Consider the following 17000-nt stretch of genomic DNA (forward strand, 5'->3'; position numbering starts at 1 on the left):
CCATTAGACGGAATGACCAAAATAGAGGCCAAACAGTTGGGATTGAATCATCCGCAGCCATTTGAATTTGATCTTCTGTTGCATCCACAACGTCGTCTGTATAACGCTTAAGAAGTAGACCGTAACCAAGGTCACCTTTCACTTCGTCAAACGCAGCGATATTCTCTTCTGATTTTTCACCAGCACGTAGCTTTTCAAGAAGCTCGTATGCGTACATACCTGTACGGATACGATCAACGTGATCATCACGTAGGTCACGCAAGCCAGTTACTTCAGTATCGAATGAACGCGTTGCAATGATACCCATTACGTAAGGGATTTTAATTGCGTAGTCAGTGTGCATTGTTTCTTGGTTCGGAACACCGAACACAGTAAATGCAGCTGGTGCTTCTTCTGTGTGCCATTCAGCTTCAATCGCTGCAAGCTTCACTTTCTGAACTTCACCAAGCTCGTAACCAGATTCATCACCCAGTACGATTACTGATAGGATCGCCGCCATACCAAAAGATGCTGCAATCGCAAAAGAACGACGAGCAAAGGCAAGGTCACGACCTTTAAGAATGTAGTATGAACTGATACCTAGAATGAACATAGCACCAGTAGTGTAGCCAGAAGCCACCGTATGAACGAATTTAACTTGTGCAACTGGGTTTAACACCACTTCTGCAAAGCTAACCATTTCCATACGCATAGTTTCGAAGTTAAATTCTGCGCCAACTGGGTTTTGCATCCAGCCATTCGCAACAAGAATCCATAGAGCAGAGAAGTTAGAACCTAGTGCTACCAACCAAGTAACCGCTAAGTGCTGACGCTTTGACAATCTGTCCCAACCGAAGAAGAAAAGGCCAACAAAGGTAGACTCTAGGAAGAATGCAACAAGCGCTTCGATTGCTAGCGGTGCACCAAAGATGTCGCCAACATAGTGAGAATAGTAAGACCAGTTAGTACCGAACTGGAACTCCATGGTTAAGCCTGTCGCTACACCTAGAGCAAAGTTAATACCAAACAATTTACCCCAGAACTTGGTCATGTCCTTGTAAATTTGCTTGCCGGTCATTACATAAACCGACTCCATAATGGCAAGAAGAAACGCCATACCTAAAGTCAGTGGAACAAATAGGAAGTGATACATCGCTGTAAATGCAAACTGCAATCGCGACAGATCAACAACATCAATCATGGTAACTCCTTTGTGTCGGCTGAGTGACACTTGTGTGGTTATCTGCTCCAACAAAACAATGTTAAACAATAAATGCAATTGTTATTACAAGTTTAAGTTTGTAGCAAAAACGTACCGTTATAGTTAGATTATTGTTAAGCATGAGCTAATATAGCTGGCGCTAATATTACTGGTAAAACTAGTATGTTTCAAAAGGTTTATAGGAGATCCTTGCGTTGATTTGTATCAATATTATTCAAGCAAACTAGAGGTATTTTTGAGCAATTATGAGCAAAATCACAGCAAATTACCTTTTGGTAATAAGTAATAATGATGTCTTTGACATAACTAAACCAGGCTCTCAACACACTAACAACAACTAACCATAAAGTATTAACAAGAAATGTGACAAGTTATGTCATTTGACACGCACTCAACAAAAATGGGATCAATGTTTTCATTAATGAAAAGCAATCATGAACGGTAACCTCGAATAGCTCAAGGCGATATCCGTCTAAATAACAAAAAAACCCAGAGCATATGCATCTGGGTTTTAAGATTTCAGTCTTTCTACTTTGTATTACGGCTTATCAATTCCAAAGTGAAGATAAGCTCGATCTGTTGCAATTCGCCCTCTTGGCGTGCGCTGCAAGTAACCTTGCTGAATGAGATAAGGTTCAAGGACATCTTCGATAGTATCTCTCTCCTCACCTATTGCAGCAGCCATATTGTCGACACCAACAGGGCCTCCGCCAAATTTTTCCATTATGGAAAGTAACAACTTCCTATCCATATAGTCAAAACCTTTGGCATCAACATCCAGCATATTAAGCGCTTTATCCGCAACTTCGGCGGTGATATGGCCATCACCCTTAACTTCAGCATAATCACGGACACGACGTAATAAACGGTTCGCAATACGTGGAGTACCACGAGCACGCCTCGCGACTTCTAATGCTCCGTCAGCTTCCATAGGCAGATTTAAACAATCTGCACTTCGCTGAACAATGTGTTGGAGATCTTCAACTTTGTAGTATTCCAAACGTTGAGTAATACCAAATCGGTCTCTCAGCGGAGAAGTTAAAGAACCAGCACGAGTTGTCGCGCCAATTAAGGTAAATGGAGGTAGATCAATCTTAATAGAACGAGCTGCAGGCCCTTCACCAATCATAATATCAAGCTGATAATCTTCCATCGCCGGATACAGCACTTCTTCTACTACTGGGCTAAGACGGTGGATTTCGTCAATGAACAACACATCATTTTCTTCCAGGTTGGTCAGAAGTGCTGCCAGATCTCCAGCCTTTTCAAGTACAGGACCTGATGTGGTACGTATGTTAACTTCCATTTCATTGGCAACGATGTTCGCCAGCGTAGTCTTACCTAAGCCTGGAGGACCAAAAATCAATAGGTGATCAAGAGCTTCATTACGTAGCTGAGCCGCCTTAATAAAAATCTCCATCTGATCACGTACGTGATCTTGACCTCGGTAATCAGAAAGCGCTTTAGGGCGTATGGCACGATCAATAATGTCTTCATCTTTGAATACTGGGTTATCAGGTGCAATCAGGCGATCGGCTTCAATCATAAATTCTGCTATTCCTAACTTCGCTTACAGCAAAGTGAATGAGTCTGTTTTGTAAAATAGGTTTATACGGTATTAAACCATCGATTTAAGAGCTTCTCTGATAAGCTGCTCGCTTGTCATGCCTTCTTTAGCAACTTGCGAAACAACTTTTGATGCTTGAGTCGGTTTATAACCTAGCGCCAACAACGCACTTACGGCCTCTTCACCAGCATCATGCACAACCGGTGTAGAATCAATTGGTGCCGCGTCTGTAGCTGGAGTAAATAGATCACCAGCACCCCACCCTTTCAGGCGATCTTTCATTTCAACAACGAGTCGTTCAGCGGTTTTCTTACCAACACCCGGAAGCTTCACAAGAGTTGAAATATCTTCACGTTCAACACTCTGAACAAATTGACTTGCTGTCATGCCAGAAAGTATACCTAGACCAAGCTTTGGCCCGACTCCGTTAGCTTTAATCACTTCACGGAACAATGCTCGCTCTTTCACAGTGTTAAAACCATAAAGCAACTGAGCATCTTCGCGCACGACAAAGTGAGTATAGATAATCGCTTCTTCACCTACATTTGGTAATTCATAAAAACAGCTCATAGGCATTTGTACTTCATAGCCTACACCACTGACTTCAATTAATAATTCAGGGGGCTGCTTTTCAATTAATGTACCGCGAAGACGTCCGATCACAATTCACTCTCTTGGTGGAATAATATTTTGCGAACAGAATATAAAAGAACTGGATGCTTATCCAGTTCTTTATGGTTTTTGGAGGGATTAATTTAGGCGCGTTGAGCTTGAGAAACGACTGAATTCAAGCTGTCGACAAGCTGCTTAACCGATTCGACTTGCTCATTTAGATTACCGCCATAATTAGAGACTAAACCCGACACAGTTTTCGTTTCAGCGACACTTCTAGCCACTTCAGAACTCGCGATATCGAGCTCACGCAAAGAACTTGTCTGCATCGTCATTATATCGCTCAATTGGGTTACATCTGACGAAATCGTTTGAACTTCAGAGATGATACTATTCATCTCATTTGCTGTAGTTTCAATTATTGCCCTTCCGTGCTCAACTTCGGCTTTACTTCGGTCAAGCAAACTACGAATTTCGATAGCAGACTGGCTACTTTTCGCTGATAGTTCACGAACCTGCTCGGCAACTACAGCAAAACCCCGTCCTTGCTCGCCAGCTCTCGCTGCTTCTATGGCAGCATTCAAAGCCAACAAATTAGTTTGTTCAGCAACCGATGTAATCAGATCGGCTACTTGTACGATCTCTTGATTACTTTCGATAATTTGGCTTATCGCATCAGTTGATGCCACCAGTGACTCTGAGCTTATCTTAGCTTTTGTCCCTACCGCCTCGCTTCTCACTTTAAGCTCATTAAAGAAGGTGTTGGACTCTTCGATGCCTTGTGTCATTTGATGAAGTTGCTGGCTCATCTCTTCCGCCGCACTCGCCTGAGACTCACAATTCACATTTAGCGCTTCGACCTGACTATGTAAGTCATGTGATTGTTGGTCTAAATGAATAGAAACACCATGTAGGCTTTTAGAATTATCATTCGCCTGATCTAAAACCACTGTTAGCTGCGCCTCACTTTGCGTCGCTTTAGCAGCAATAGTTTGACTTGCTGCCTTAGCTTGTTCAGCGAGTTCAATTGCCACTTCTTTTTGTTTAGCCGTAAATGCCTGAGCGATACAAATAACCACCAGAGGCATTACGACCCCGGACCAGGTCTCTACGATAATGGCATTAGGGCTTAGTTCCAATGTAGGAAACGTTGCGCCGTTGAGGTGAGAATATGTCATTACGATGGACACCCCAATGACCAATACACTCCATGTTAAAGCGACAACCCGAGTACCTGATAGAAAAAAAGCAACAACCAGTAATGGAACCCAATAAGCTTGAGTCGATTCAACGACTCCACCACTTTGATAAATAATATTCAGAGCGTGAACAGCCATACCGATAAAACCAAAATTCAACGCCAGAATAGGCCTGCGGGTCACTTTAAGAACAGTGGCGGATACAAGCTCTAAAGCGATCAGAAAAATTGATGTTGTAACAAGCAATTCCTCACCGTGTTTACTCCATTTCAAAAAGCTATAAACACCTACGATAAACGCGATAAATGTGAATAGGAGTAAAACATCGGCTTGCCTCGTTTCGTCACTTCCCCATTTATGACTCTTGGGGAGGAATAACGAACGCCACCACATGATTGGGTTCATTGATAATCATCCTTAATTACTGGTTAGACCAGAAGGTATGTTATTAAATTGTTAAGGTAAACACGAACATCTTATTGTTGAACTGTCTTGAAAGTCTCATTTTCATAGGTAAATGAGAAACGGGGGAATAATATTGACTGTGCTTTTGTCTGGAGAAATATAGATTGCACTCAGCGATAACGTCCTTTTCTTGCTCCTGTCGCTTTACCAGCAAGTGCGATTAACGTTTTATTGGTATTGGCGTGACAAATAGCGACACCAAGGGCATCGGCTGCGTCAGCTTGAGGTTTAGCTGGAAGTTTGAGCATACTCATGACCATATGCTGAACTTGAGATTTATCAGCGCCACCCGAGCCAGTTACTGCTTGCTTGATTAACCTTGCAGCATACTCATGAACCGGTAGATCTGCATTCACAGCAGCTACTATTGCACTGCCACGAGCTTGACCGAGCTTTAACGCTGAGTCAGCATTTTTCGACATGAACACTTGTTCAATAGCGAAAACATCGGGCTGAAACTGAGTGATGATTTCACTAACCCCAGCATAGATCTGTTTTAACCGACCCGGAAGTTCCTTCTCTGACATTCTGATACAACCACTGCCTAGGTAGTGCAGATGGCGGCCATTTTGTCGGATAACGCCGTAACCGGTAATACGTGACCCCGGATCAATTCCTAATATAATCGACACAACTTAAACCACTGATTATTTATACATGCTTTTATTTATGAGCTTAGTATATCTGACGATAAAAAAAATGCCCGTTAAATTAACGGGCATTTCATGTTTATCTACTGCTATCTTGCATCTTATAGAAAACGAAGAACTTAAGCTTCTACTTTCTTTTCAGCCGCTTTAACAGCAATCGCCAACTCATCTAGTGAAGCTGGGTTTGCTAGGCTTGGCGCATCTGTTAATAGACATGCTGCTGCTGTCGTTTTCGGGAATGCGATAACGTCACGGATGTTCTCTGTACCACAAAGTAGCATTGCTAGACGGTCAAGACCGAATGCAAGACCAGCATGTGGTGGAGTACCGTATTGAAGAGCATCTAGTAGGAAGCCGAACTTCTCTTGTTGCTCTTGCGCTTCGATACCTAGGATACCGAATACTGCCGTTTGCATTTCAGCGTTATGGATACGTACAGAACCACCGCCAACTTCGTAGCCGTTGATTACCATGTCGTWTGCATCTGAATTAGCTGCTGCTGGGTTCGCTTTTAGCTCTTCAGCGTTCACACCAAGTGGTGATGTGAATGGGTGGTGCATAGCGTGTAGGTTACCTTCGCCATCTTCTTCAAACATTGGGAAATCAATAACCCAAAGTGGAGCCCACGCTTTCTTGTCTGTTAGCTCTAAGTCATCACCTAGCTTGATACGAAGTGCGCCCATTGCTTCAGCAACGATGTTCGCCTTATCAGCACCAAATAGGATGATATCGCCAGATTCCGCTTGAGTGCGATCTAGAATGCCGTTGATTACGTCTTCGCTTAGGAACTTAGCAACTGGAGATTGAATACCTTCCATGCCTGCTGCACGGTCGTTAACCTTCATCCAAGCTAGGCCTTTCGCGCCGTAGATGTTTACGTGCTCTGCGTAACCGTCAATTTGCTTACGGGTTAGCTTAGCGCCACCTGGAACACGGATTACTGCTACGCGACCTTTTTCGTCGTTCGCAGGGCCAGAGAATACTTTGAATTCTACATCTTTAACCAAGTCAGCAACGTCTACTAATTCTAGAGGGTTACGTAGATCTGGCTTGTCAGAACCGAAACGACGAATCGCTTCAGAGAAAGGCATTACTGGGAATTGACCAAGTTCAACGTCAAGAAGCTCTTTCCACATGTCGTGTACTAGACGCTCAGTGATATCACGTACTTCTTGAGAAGACATGAATGATGTTTCGATATCGATTTGAGTAAATTCAGGCTGACGGTCAGCACGTAAATCTTCATCACGGAAACATTTAACGATTTGGTAGTAACGGTCAAAACCAGACATCATCAGCAGTTGCTTGAACAGCTGAGGAGATTGAGGAAGTGCGTAGAAGCTACCTTTGTGAACACGGCTTGGTACTAGGTAGTCACGAGCGCCTTCTGGTGTCGCTTTAGTCAGTACTGGTGTTTCGATGTCTAGGAATAGGTTCTCATCTAGGAAACGACGAACGAAGCTAGAAGCACGTGCACGAAGTTTGATGCGATCGCTCATCTCTGGACGACGAAGATCGATGTAACGGTACTTAAGACGCTGTTCTTCAGAGTTCGTTTGGTTGAAGTCTAAAGGTAGCGCGTCAGAACGGTTAATGATTTCTAGGCCTGTAGCGTATAGCTCTACTTCACCAGTAGACATATCTTTATTTACTTGGCTATCAGGACGTACACGCACTTCACCAGTAAACTTGATACAGAATTCATTACGCAGTTGGCTAGCGACTTCAAAGATATCTTTCATATCTGGGTCGACAACTACCTGAACGATGCCTTCACGATCACGCATATCAATAAAGATAAGACCGCCTAAATCACGGCGACGGTTTACCCAGCCGCACAATTCTACAGTTTGTCCCGCCAGGGACTTGTTCAGGTTACCACAGTAATGGGTACGCATAATGAATTTCCCAATCTCTTAATTATTTACTAATTTCCAAGCTGTCAGTGGTCATTCCACACGACAGAGCAAAGGAACATTTATACGCGGAAACTCGCTTAAAATCGACCTTCCACATTCGAATTTATTGTGTTTTATCTGGCTTTGCTGCTTTTTAGCACATCAAACGCGCAAAGATTCATCAAAACCAAAAAAATTGCGCTAATTATATCTCGAAAGTACCTTAATCAGCAAAAGTCTCGTACAGTAGTTTTTGTCTACTGATTTGAAACTGCTTTGGAAGTCACATGCATCAATTACCTATTCGTCTTGGCCTAACCATGTGGTCACATTCTGAGTGGCAATCGACCTTTTATGGCAAAGGCACAAAACCGGCCGAGCGTCTTGAAAAGTACGCATCCGTTTTTCACTGCGTCGAAGGAAACACAACATTTTATGCCACCCCATCACTGACAACCGTTCATAATTGGCATAACGCTACGCACGATGATTTTCATTTCACTTTTAAACTGCCAAAATTCATTACCCACCAGCAGCAACTTAGGCACTGCCAGGGTGAGCTAAAAGAGTTTTTACAAGTGATGGCCCCGTTACACAATCGTATTGGGCAATGGACTATTCAGCTGCCACACAGCTTTGAACCAAGCATGCTCCCCGCCCTGAAAAAGTTTTGTTCATTATTTCCAAAAGAGATGCAGCTAGGTGTTGAAGTTCGCCACCTTGGTTTCTTTGACAAAGGCGACGCGGAAAAACGTTTCAATCAATGGCTCGTCGAAGAGGGCATCAATCGCATCATTATGGATAGCCGCCCTGTTTTTTCTGCGCCACCAACGACACCTGCGGTTATAGACGCCCATCAGAAAAAGCCTAAAGTTCCTGTACACGCCATTGCGACGGCAAATAACCCAATGATTCGTTTTATTGGACACCCCGATCAAACAGCAAATATCGACTTCTTTAAACCTTGGTTAAATAAGCTTCCTCAGTGGGTAGAACAAGGGAAGCAGCCCTACCTAATGATCCATACGCCAGACAATGTCGAAGCACCGGAACTGGCAGTTAAGCTTTACGCCAATTTAGCCAAAGAGCTGACCCTGCCTTCACTGGCTCAATTCCCGACCAATAAAGGCAACAACCAGATATCAATGTTCTAATTTTTTATAACCTCAGCGTATTTGACTCAAGTTAGTGCTGGCCCATTTGTTTGCTCAACATTAGGCGTTTCTATGTTTGCGTGACATAAGCACGAATATTACGTAAAATACGCCCCCTTTTATTGGGTTCAACATTTTGAGCCTAATTTGCTTACTGCCTAGAGAGAACGCTATGAGCCACAAAGACAATATCTTTTCTGCTCCTATTGATAAAATTGGTGATTTCACCTTTGACGCTAGGGTCGCAGAAGTCTTTCCGGATATGATTCAGCGTTCAGTTCCTGGCTATAGCAACATTATTTCAGCGATTGGTATGTTAGCTGAGCGCTTTGTAAAGCCGCATTCCAATGTTTACGACTTAGGTTGTTCGCTTGGTGCTGCCACTCTTTCTATGCGTCGACATATCCAACAAGAAGGCTGTACGATTTTCGCTATCGATAATTCAGAAGCTATGGTTGAGCGCTGTAAGCTGCACGTTAACGCGTACCGCAGTGACACCCCAGTAGAAGTTATTGAAGCAGATATTCGCGAAGTAGAAATTAAAGATGCTTCTGTTGTCGTACTTAACTTTACTCTTCAGTTTCTTTCACCAGAAGACCGATATGCGTTACTGGAAAAAATATACACCGGCTTACGTCCAGGTGGTATTTTGATTGTCTCTGAGAAGTATGTATTTGATGACGAGAACTCAAATGAGCTGTTAATTGACCTACACCACGACTTTAAACGTGCTAACGGCTACAGTGAGTTAGAAGTTAGCCAAAAGCGCAGTGCCATTGAAAACGTAATGCGTCCTGATTCAATTCAGACTCATAAAGAGCGATTCAACAAAATTGGATTTGCAAGTTGCGAAGTTTGGTTCCAATGTTTCAACTTCGGTTCGATGTTCGCGATCAAATAAGCTCTAAGCTCTAAGCTCTAAGCTCTAAATAATTTTCCACCAAATAGTAAGATATTCCATGTTCAATTTTGCTAACTTTTATCAGTTAATTGCCCAAGACACGCGCTTGCAGCCTTGGTTAAACATTCTTCCTCAGCAGCTTACGGATTGGCAAAATGCTGAACATGGCGACTTTGACCGTTGGTTACGAGCGCTAGCTAAAATTCAAGAAGGGAAACCAGAGTACGTTGACCTAAAAGAGTCAGTAACGCTGTCTAATTCAACGCCACTTTCTCATGGCGAAACTAAGAAATTAGAAAGCCTACTCAAGACATTCCACCCTTGGCGTAAAGGCCCTTACACCGTTCACGGTATTCATATTGATACTGAGTGGCGCAGTGATTGGAAGTGGGATCGCGTACTTCCACACATTACTCCTCTGCAAAATCGCAGTGTTCTTGATGTAGGTTGTGGTAATGGCTACCACATGTGGCGAATGCTTGGTGAAGGTGCTCGTCTATGTGTAGGTATCGACCCATCTCACCTATTTTTGGTGCAGTTCGAAGCCATTCGTAAACTGATGGGCGACGATCAACGTGCTCACCTATTACCTTTAGGCATTGAACAACTGCCTAAACTTGAAGCCTACGACACAGTATTCAGCATGGGTGTGTTATACCACCGTCGTTCTCCTTTGGACCATTTAATTCAGCTAAARGATCAGTTGGTGTCTGGCGGTGAGCTAGTACTTGAGACTCTAGTTATTGAAGGTGACGAAAATGCGGTACTTGTACCTGTTGACCGTTACGCACAAATGAGGAACGTATACTTCTTCCCTTCAGCTCGCGCTTTAAAACGTTGGTTAGAACAAGTTGGCTTTAACAATGTGAGAATTGTCGACGAAAATGTCACAACGATTGGCGAGCAACGTACAACAGAGTGGATGACACACAACTCACTACCTGATTACTTAGATCCCAATGATCCAAGTAAAACGGTTGAAGGCCATCCAGCTCCTAGACGTGCGGTATTGGTGGCAAACAAACCATAGTTGACATGAATTTTACTAACTAGTTTTAGTATGACATGACGCTTACATAAGGATGCTTCACGCATCCTTTTTTGTACGCTAAACTATTGGATAGTCAGCAGTAATTTTTTATTAAAAAGGGTTTATATGTACAAGCGTTTTGCTCCAATAGTCGCTATTGGTCTACTTTCAGGATGTACTCTCACCAACGGTGAACAATACCACCAACAAACACTTCAGGCGATCCAACAGTCTGAAAGCAATATGTCCAATCAGGTGAAAAACCTTGAACTCCAATTGAGTAATCAAAGTGATTACATCGAAAGCTTAGAAACCGAAGTGATATCCCTTGCTGAACAAATGGATGTTCATCTGAGTGAAATGGAAAAATCCCAGATAGATCAAGATGAAGGCACTGAAACTGTCGCTATAACCCCTCCACCTGTAGCCCCAGTTCAGGAACAATACACAGTTTTAGGCGCTGTCGAAAAAGTAACCATTGACTCTATCGGACAGAACTTCGATGCTCGTGTCGATACAGGAGCTACCACTTCCTCTTTGAATGCCGTTGATATTGAAGAATTCGAGCGTAATGGGAACAACTGGGTGAAGTTTCATCTTGCTGATTCAAAACAAGATGTTTCTGAACAAAAGTGGATTCAAGCCCCTGTCGTTCGCTACGTAAAGATACGCCAATCCACAAATGACGAGACAGAAAGACGAGCTGTGATCGAATTATGGGTAAAAGTCGGAAAAATCCATGAAAAAGCGCAATTTACGTTGGCAGATCGTTCTCAAATGAGCCACCCTGTACTTCTAGGGCGAGAATTCATCAAGGACATTGCTCTAGTGGACGTAAGCAAGAAATACGTTCAAACGGAAGACAAATAAAAATTAGGGTAAGCTATGACGTCAAAAATTCCTTTTTATATATCTATTGCGCTACTTTTGGTAGCGGGTATTGCTCTCAGTATATTTCGACACACAACTTACGGTGTACCATGGACTCCAGGTGAAACCCGTCAAGTTTGGGATGTCGAAGCAAGGGTTGAATTTAATGCGACAGGTAAAGAAGCAAAAGTCTCACTTGCAGCACCGCACACTCAATCTAACTACACTTTAATCGGTGAGTCTGCTTCATCTCCTGGTTACGGTATCTCTTATGTGAATACCGAGTCTGGTCGACGTGCCGAATGGTCTATTCGTCATGCTGACGGGCCACAAACCATTTATTACAAAACTCAATTCTTAGTTGATGAACAAGCTAAAATTGAAGCAACACCTCCTGTTGGTGAGGTTGAAAAGCCTACATTCAACGGCCCAGAAGAGGCAGCGGCGTTAGCACTTATTGATCGTGCGACCAAGCGCTCTGCTGACAATCTAACATTCACTCGTGAACTAATTAAAACACTCAACGATCCTGACAGCCAAAACTCAGCTTTACTACTTAACAATATGAGTAAAGTAACTGCTGCGCATAAGCTGCTGTCTTACGCTGAAATTCAAAACAAGCTAGTGGGTGTTATTGAGCTTGAAGATGGTCGCCGCCGTCAAAGCATTCAAAACATGATTCAAGTTTGGGATAAAGACCAGTGGGTGTTGTTCTCACCAAAGTCGAGCCAACAACAAACTCAAGCTAATCTGTTAATTTGGGATGAATCTAACGTTTCATTGCTCGATGTCGTTGGTGGTCAAAACAGTAAAGTTCACTTCTCAATGATTGCTCAAGAAGTTAGCCCAACTGAAGCAACCAATAGCAAAGTATCTGCAGATCAGCTACTCAACCTTTCGATTCATAGTTTGCCACTTGAAGAGCAAGCGATGTTCAAAACAATTATGCTGATCCCAATTGGTGCTTTAATTGTTGTGTTCCTACGCGTGCTGATTGGTCTGAAAACATCTGGTACTTTTATGCCAGTTCTAATCGCTGTTGCCTTTGTTCAAACTCAGCTAGTAACTGGTATTGTTGGTTTCCTATTAATTGTTGGTACGGGCTTAATCATCCGTAGCTACTTATCTAGGCTCAACCTACTACTCGTAGCCCGAATATCAGCCGTAATCATTACCGTAATTATGATTATTTCTGTATTTACCGTTGTTGCATTCAAGATTGGTTTAACCGAAGGTCTTTCTATTACGTTCTTCCCTATGATCATCCTATCTTGGACTATCGAACGTATGTCTATCCTTTGGGAAGAAGAAGGTGCGAAAGAAGTTATGCTGCAAGGTGGTGGCTCTCTATTTACCGCTATTCTTGTTTACTTAGGTATGACTAACCCATTCATTCAGCACTTAACGTTTAACTTTATTGGTTTACAGCTTGTTATTCTAGCGACCATATTGCTACTAGGTAACTACACAGGCTACCGTCTAACCGAGCTTCGCCGCTTTAAACCGCTAGCGGAGGACTAAGTTATGTTTGATAAACTGACATCTCCGTTCAAACTCCGTGATAAAGGCATCATGGGGATGAATAAGCGAAACAGCGCCTATATTGGACGCTACAATGACCGCTCAAAATACCCATTAGTGGATGACAAGTTAAAGACTAAGATCATCGCTGAACAAGCTGGTGCAACAGTGCCAAAATTGATCGGTGTTATTGGTCATCAAGCTGAAGTGAAAACCATTCACAAAATGGTTAAAGAGTGGCAAGGCTTCGTTATCAAACCAGCTCAAGGCAGCGGTGGTAAAGGTATTCTGGTTATCGTTTCCCATAAAGATGGTGTGTATACGAAACCTTCAGGCTCAACTATTAATGAAGAGGATGTTGAAAGACACATCAGTAACGCACTTGCTGGGTTATTTTCATTAGGTGGTAAAAATGACGTTGCTGTARTGGAAAACCTCATCAAATTTGATGAGTGTTTTGAAGGCTTCAGTTTCGAAGGTGTTCCAGATGTTCGTATTATTGTATTCAAGGGCTACCCTGTAATGGCAATGATGCGATTATCAACATCGGCATCGGATGGTAAAGCCAATTTGCACCAAGGTGCAGTTGGAGTCGGTATTGATATCGCCACAGGTAAAGCTGTACGGGCAGTTCAATTTGACCAACCGATCACACACCACCCAGATACAGGGAAAGAACTCGCATTACTGCAAGTCCCACACTGGGAAAAGCTACTCACTCTTGCTTCAAGCGCTTGGGAAATGACAGGGCTTGGTTACATGGGTACCGACATGGTTCTCGACCAGGAAGAAGGCCCTATGGTACTTGAATTAAATGCTCGCCCTGGCTTAGCTATTCAGATTGCCAATGGCTGTGGGCTGCTTCCAAGGCTTCACCACATCGAAAACCTTGGTATGCCTGCAGACTACCCAAAACCTGCAGAGCGTGTTGCTTACGCCGCTAAGCAGTTTGGCGTAGGTACATAGTTAGCCTAGCCTGATACAAAATATAACATTGAGTTCAAAGTTCAATGCATAGCAAAAAGCCCTGAATATTCAGGGCTTTTTCTTTGGTTTCGAACAAGTGTTACGTCAGTAAAAATCTATAGTTTCAATAATACTTTTACGCTGCCATCAACCAGACTCTCGTCAACATATCCAATCAGTTGTGATCCTGAAGCAACCTGCTCAATCACCTCTTTTTGGCTAGCTTCTGGTGGTGGCGTCCCTTTACCAGTAAAGAGCTTCTTAGACCAATAAGCCTCAAGCTGAGACAGCGATTTATTGGTAGCAGCGCTATGGAAGTCAGCTTTAATTGGGTCTGATGTAGGCAGCTCTAGTACGGAAAAATCGCCACCGTTATATTTACTTTTTTTACCTAAATAGACTTTCTTCACATCAGAGGCAGATAAGCCATCCGGTAGATCTGGTGAGCCTATAACAACCGGAGCTGCGATAACGTTTAGCGAGAATAATATTCCTAGTGCAGCAGTCATGATTCCTTTCATAATTTTCTCCTAAAACGTAGCGTCTACTTTAATGGTGTAAATGTAAGTATCTTCTTCACCATTCAGCTCAAATGAGTTTGCTGCACGATCAGCATCTGACAAATTGTTTTCAGCATAAGTCACATCACCTTTAAGGGCTAAACCAGGCTGTATGTCCCAACGTAAACCAACACTGTAAGCATCACGATCGATCGGTGCTGTCGCTTGGGTTACTGTGGCGTGCTCGTCATCATCCGTTGTTTCTACATGCGCAAACATCACATAAGGTGTAATTGAGTCAATCGAGTAACCTAGGCTCACATAACCGCTGATGTTATCTGAGAAACCACCTTCAATTTCTGTCTGAGTGACTTCACTCAACACTTGGTAGCCATGATCTTCGTATCTAAATCCTAGACTCGCAAAATTAGCTTTATCACTTGATGCAGAAACAGCTACTGGCCCAAATGTTGGGTGCTCAAATGTATATGCTGGCGTCTCGATTGAACCTTGTGTATATCCCGCACGTAAAGTCAGGATATCGTCGCTCCACGTTGCTGAAGCACCAAGTAGCTTGTCGACATCTGTTCCGTTAACAACAATATCTTTCTTATTCCCATAGAAGCCTTGAAACGTGATGCTAGAGTCATCAAGTTCAAGGTCGTAACTCACATCAGCACCGGTGAAAGAGTTGATAATCACCTTTCCGTAGACTTCTTCAGGTCCACGAACCCATGGCATTGCGTAGGTCACATCTAAGTAGTCGGATAGCATGAATAATGGTAAACGAAGCTTGCCCCCGCGCACTTTCGTACCATTTTCAAACTCATAACCTAAATATGCCCAGGTGATCTCTGGCTCCCAGTCATCACGGTTCATGTCACCGTCTGTATCTTGAGCGCTAGCGACAAGTTGAACCATTGCCTCTACATTATCATTAGGTCGGAACGTACCTTGTACTCCCAACTTACTCTCAGACTCAAATTCTGGAGTGTCTGTAGCACCTGCGTAACCAGACTTATTATCTGTTTTACTCACCCCTACGCTTGCAAAACCGTTTACAGTTACATCACTGGCAACGGCTATACCAGCACTTAAGGTCGCAGCAATCGCGAAAGCAATACTTGAATATTTCATATCAAATCCATTTTAGTTTTATTATTAGTCCACATTAAACTGGCGAGTTAGACCGTGTAGCTCATTGGTCACTCGCTCTATTTCTTCAGAAAGAGCTGAAAGGTTCCCTACACTTTCTTTTGCTTGCTCTGCTGTTTGCTCGATAAGCGTCAGGTTTCCACCAATACTTTCCGAACTAATATGTTGCTGTTCTGCCGCCGCGGCTATTTCACTATTTAAATCAGTCATTACCTCAACTTTAGAGGTGATTAATTCAAGTACGTGAACAACCTGCATTGACTCTTTCACTCCCAAATTCGCTTTCTCAACGCCATTATTCATGGCGATTGAAGCGCTTTCGGATATCTTATTGAGTTCCCCTAACATGCTACGAATATCAGAGGTTGAATCTTGGGTGCGAGAAGCCAGTTGGCGCACTTCATCTGCAACAACCGCAAAGCCACGACCTTGGTCTCCTGCTCGTGCCGCTTCAATCGCCGCATTTAATGCCAGCAAGTTCGTTTGCTCAGCAATTTCCCCAATCGTATTTACGGCACCGCCGACTTTGTTCGAAAAGCTTACGAGCTCTTCAACAACCTTTGCTGAATGTTCTACTTCACTAGCTAGAGCCGTAATCGAGGCTATCGTATTTTCAATATTCTCTTGACTAGACAAGGCACTTTCATTTGCAGAGGTTGCTTCTTTTGATGCTTCAATTGCACTGGACGAAACTGTGTTTACGCCTTGAATCAACTCTGAAATATCTGAAGTGGTATTGGATAATATTTGTTGTTGGTTAAACGTAACTTGTTTGTTTTCGTCACTAAACGAGGTTAGTTTCTCAGTAATGCTCATTAAATTCGAAACACTCTTAGATGTTGAAACCATCGTGCTTTCTAATCTAATGACAAAGAGATTGAACTGTTCAACCAACGCAGCCAAGTCACCTTTACCGTCAAACTCTATACGTTTCGATAAATCCCCTTCACCAGATGCGAACCTGCGAAGAGACTCAGTTACCGCTACAATATTTTTCGTCATACGTGACGCATTAAACCAAGCATAAAGTGCACAAAACATCATTGCCGACAGCGCTAAGATGTTGAACCAAATAAAACGAAATGATTGGGTATCTGCAAACTCTTCTGAATCTGCGATCAACTTGCGTAAATGCTCAGCCTGAGTAGTTTTTAATTGCGTTAGCTGCTGTTTCAAAATTTCAAATGTACGAGCATTGTTTGCTGCACGAGCACCAAGTTGTTGCATGTCGGCATCGCCTTCTATGAAGTCATTTACAACAGCCGTTGTTACTCGATGGTATTGTTCTAGTGCTGAAGCAAGATCAGAGAC

Annotated in this window: 14 protein-coding genes and 2 pseudogenes; 7 read left to right on the forward strand and 9 right to left on the reverse strand. The window is 43.0% G+C overall.

The features are described 5' to 3' along the window. From L4C33_RS11820 to aspS, 6 genes are all read right to left on the reverse strand, one after another. A partial coding sequence (locus L4C33_RS11820; protein WP_428812634.1) for a cytochrome ubiquinol oxidase subunit I occupies positions 1-1180 on the reverse strand: 1180 nt, incomplete at its 3' end. Between the two features lie 559 nt (positions 1181-1739). Continuing rightward, positions 1740-2747, reverse strand: a complete 1008-nt coding sequence (gene ruvB, locus L4C33_RS11825; protein ID WP_428812635.1) for a Holliday junction branch migration DNA helicase RuvB — start codon at positions 2745-2747, stop codon at positions 1740-1742. 72 nt (positions 2748-2819) lie between these two features. Then, on the reverse strand, positions 2820-3431 hold the full coding sequence (ruvA, locus tag L4C33_RS11830; RefSeq protein ID WP_428812636.1) for a Holliday junction branch migration protein RuvA: 612 nt from the start codon (positions 3429-3431) through the stop codon (positions 2820-2822). A gap of 92 nt (positions 3432-3523) precedes the next feature. Then, a complete protein-coding gene (locus L4C33_RS11835) occupies positions 3524-4984 on the reverse strand; it encodes a methyl-accepting chemotaxis protein (protein WP_428812637.1) in 1461 nt (486 codons plus the stop codon). A gap of 170 nt (positions 4985-5154) precedes the next feature. Beyond that, positions 5155-5676 (reverse strand): crossover junction endodeoxyribonuclease RuvC, encoded by a 522-nt coding sequence (ruvC, locus tag L4C33_RS11840; RefSeq protein ID WP_428812638.1) that lies wholly within the window; start codon positions 5674-5676, stop codon positions 5155-5157. 137 nt (positions 5677-5813) lie between these two features. Next, positions 5814-7592, reverse strand: coding sequence for an aspartate--tRNA ligase (gene aspS, locus L4C33_RS11845; RefSeq protein WP_428812639.1), 1779 nt, complete (start codon positions 7590-7592; stop codon positions 5814-5816). A 287-nt stretch (positions 7593-7879) separates the two neighbouring features. Here aspS and L4C33_RS11850 point away from each other — a divergent pair, with 287 nt between their 5' ends. The 7 genes and pseudogenes from L4C33_RS11850 to L4C33_RS11875 all read left to right on the forward strand — a co-directional run bounded on the left by L4C33_RS11850 (position 7880) and on the right by L4C33_RS11875 (position 14034). Beyond that, positions 7880-8746, forward strand: a complete 867-nt coding sequence (locus tag L4C33_RS11850) for a DUF72 domain-containing protein (RefSeq protein ID WP_428812640.1) — start codon at positions 7880-7882, stop codon at positions 8744-8746. Between the two features lie 172 nt (positions 8747-8918). Further along, on the forward strand, positions 8919-9647 hold the full coding sequence (cmoA, locus tag L4C33_RS11855) for a carboxy-S-adenosyl-L-methionine synthase CmoA (RefSeq protein ID WP_428812641.1): 729 nt from the start codon (positions 8919-8921) through the stop codon (positions 9645-9647). A gap of 58 nt (positions 9648-9705) precedes the next feature. After that, positions 9706-10677, forward strand: a complete 972-nt coding sequence (cmoB, locus tag L4C33_RS11860) for a tRNA 5-methoxyuridine(34)/uridine 5-oxyacetic acid(34) synthase CmoB (protein WP_428812642.1) — start codon at positions 9706-9708, stop codon at positions 10675-10677. A 126-nt stretch (positions 10678-10803) separates the two neighbouring features. Beyond that, positions 10804-10999, forward strand: a pseudogene (locus L4C33_RS22760) (ATP-dependent Zn protease); the annotation flags it as partial. 119 nt (positions 11000-11118) lie between these two features. After that, positions 11119-11547, forward strand: a pseudogene (locus L4C33_RS22765) (ATP-dependent zinc protease family protein); the annotation flags it as partial. A 15-nt stretch (positions 11548-11562) separates the two neighbouring features. Then, complete coding sequence (locus L4C33_RS11870) at positions 11563-13068, forward strand: inactive transglutaminase family protein (protein ID WP_428812644.1); 1506 nt, start codon at positions 11563-11565, stop codon at positions 13066-13068. 3 nt (positions 13069-13071) lie between these two features. Next, positions 13072-14034, forward strand: a complete 963-nt coding sequence (locus L4C33_RS11875; protein WP_428812645.1) for an alpha-L-glutamate ligase-like protein — start codon at positions 13072-13074, stop codon at positions 14032-14034. Positions 14035-14150: 116 nt separating this feature from the next. Here the strand turns inward: L4C33_RS11875 and L4C33_RS11880 are convergent, their stop codons facing one another. The 3 genes from L4C33_RS11880 to L4C33_RS11890 form a co-directional block, all read right to left on the reverse strand. Further along, positions 14151-14555, reverse strand: a complete 405-nt coding sequence (locus L4C33_RS11880) for a phosphate ABC transporter substrate-binding protein (protein WP_428812646.1) — start codon at positions 14553-14555, stop codon at positions 14151-14153. A gap of 9 nt (positions 14556-14564) precedes the next feature. Further along, complete coding sequence (locus tag L4C33_RS11885; protein ID WP_428812647.1) at positions 14565-15671, reverse strand: porin; 1107 nt, start codon at positions 15669-15671, stop codon at positions 14565-14567. Between the two features lie 24 nt (positions 15672-15695). Further along, on the reverse strand, positions 15696-17000 hold a 1305-nt coding region (locus L4C33_RS11890), incomplete at its 5' end, for a methyl-accepting chemotaxis protein (protein ID WP_428812648.1).

Source organism: Vibrio makurazakiensis (assembly GCF_050337375.1).
GTDB classification, from domain to species: Bacteria; Pseudomonadota; Gammaproteobacteria; order Enterobacterales; family Vibrionaceae; genus Vibrio; species Vibrio makurazakiensis.

What these genes read in the sequence shown, in the direction of transcription:
- ruvB (WP_428812635.1), bottom strand. Translation starts at nt 2,747, where the DNA reads ATGATTGAAGCCGATCGCCTGATTGCACCTGATAACCCAGTATTCAAA.
- L4C33_RS11835 (WP_428812637.1), bottom strand. Translation starts at nt 4,984, where the DNA reads ATGAACCCAATCATGTGGTGGCGTTCGTTATTCCTCCCCAAGAGTCAT.
- L4C33_RS11850 (WP_428812640.1), top strand. Translation starts at nt 7,880, where the DNA reads ATGCATCAATTACCTATTCGTCTTGGCCTAACCATGTGGTCACATTCT.
- cmoA (WP_428812641.1), top strand. Translation starts at nt 8,919, where the DNA reads ATGAGCCACAAAGACAATATCTTTTCTGCTCCTATTGATAAAATTGGT.
- L4C33_RS11870 (WP_428812644.1), top strand. Translation starts at nt 11,563, where the DNA reads ATGACGTCAAAAATTCCTTTTTATATATCTATTGCGCTACTTTTGGTA.
- L4C33_RS11880 (WP_428812646.1), bottom strand. Translation starts at nt 14,555, where the DNA reads ATGAAAGGAATCATGACTGCTGCACTAGGAATATTATTCTCGCTAAAC.
- L4C33_RS11885 (WP_428812647.1), bottom strand. Translation starts at nt 15,671, where the DNA reads ATGAAATATTCAAGTATTGCTTTCGCGATTGCTGCGACCTTAAGTGCT.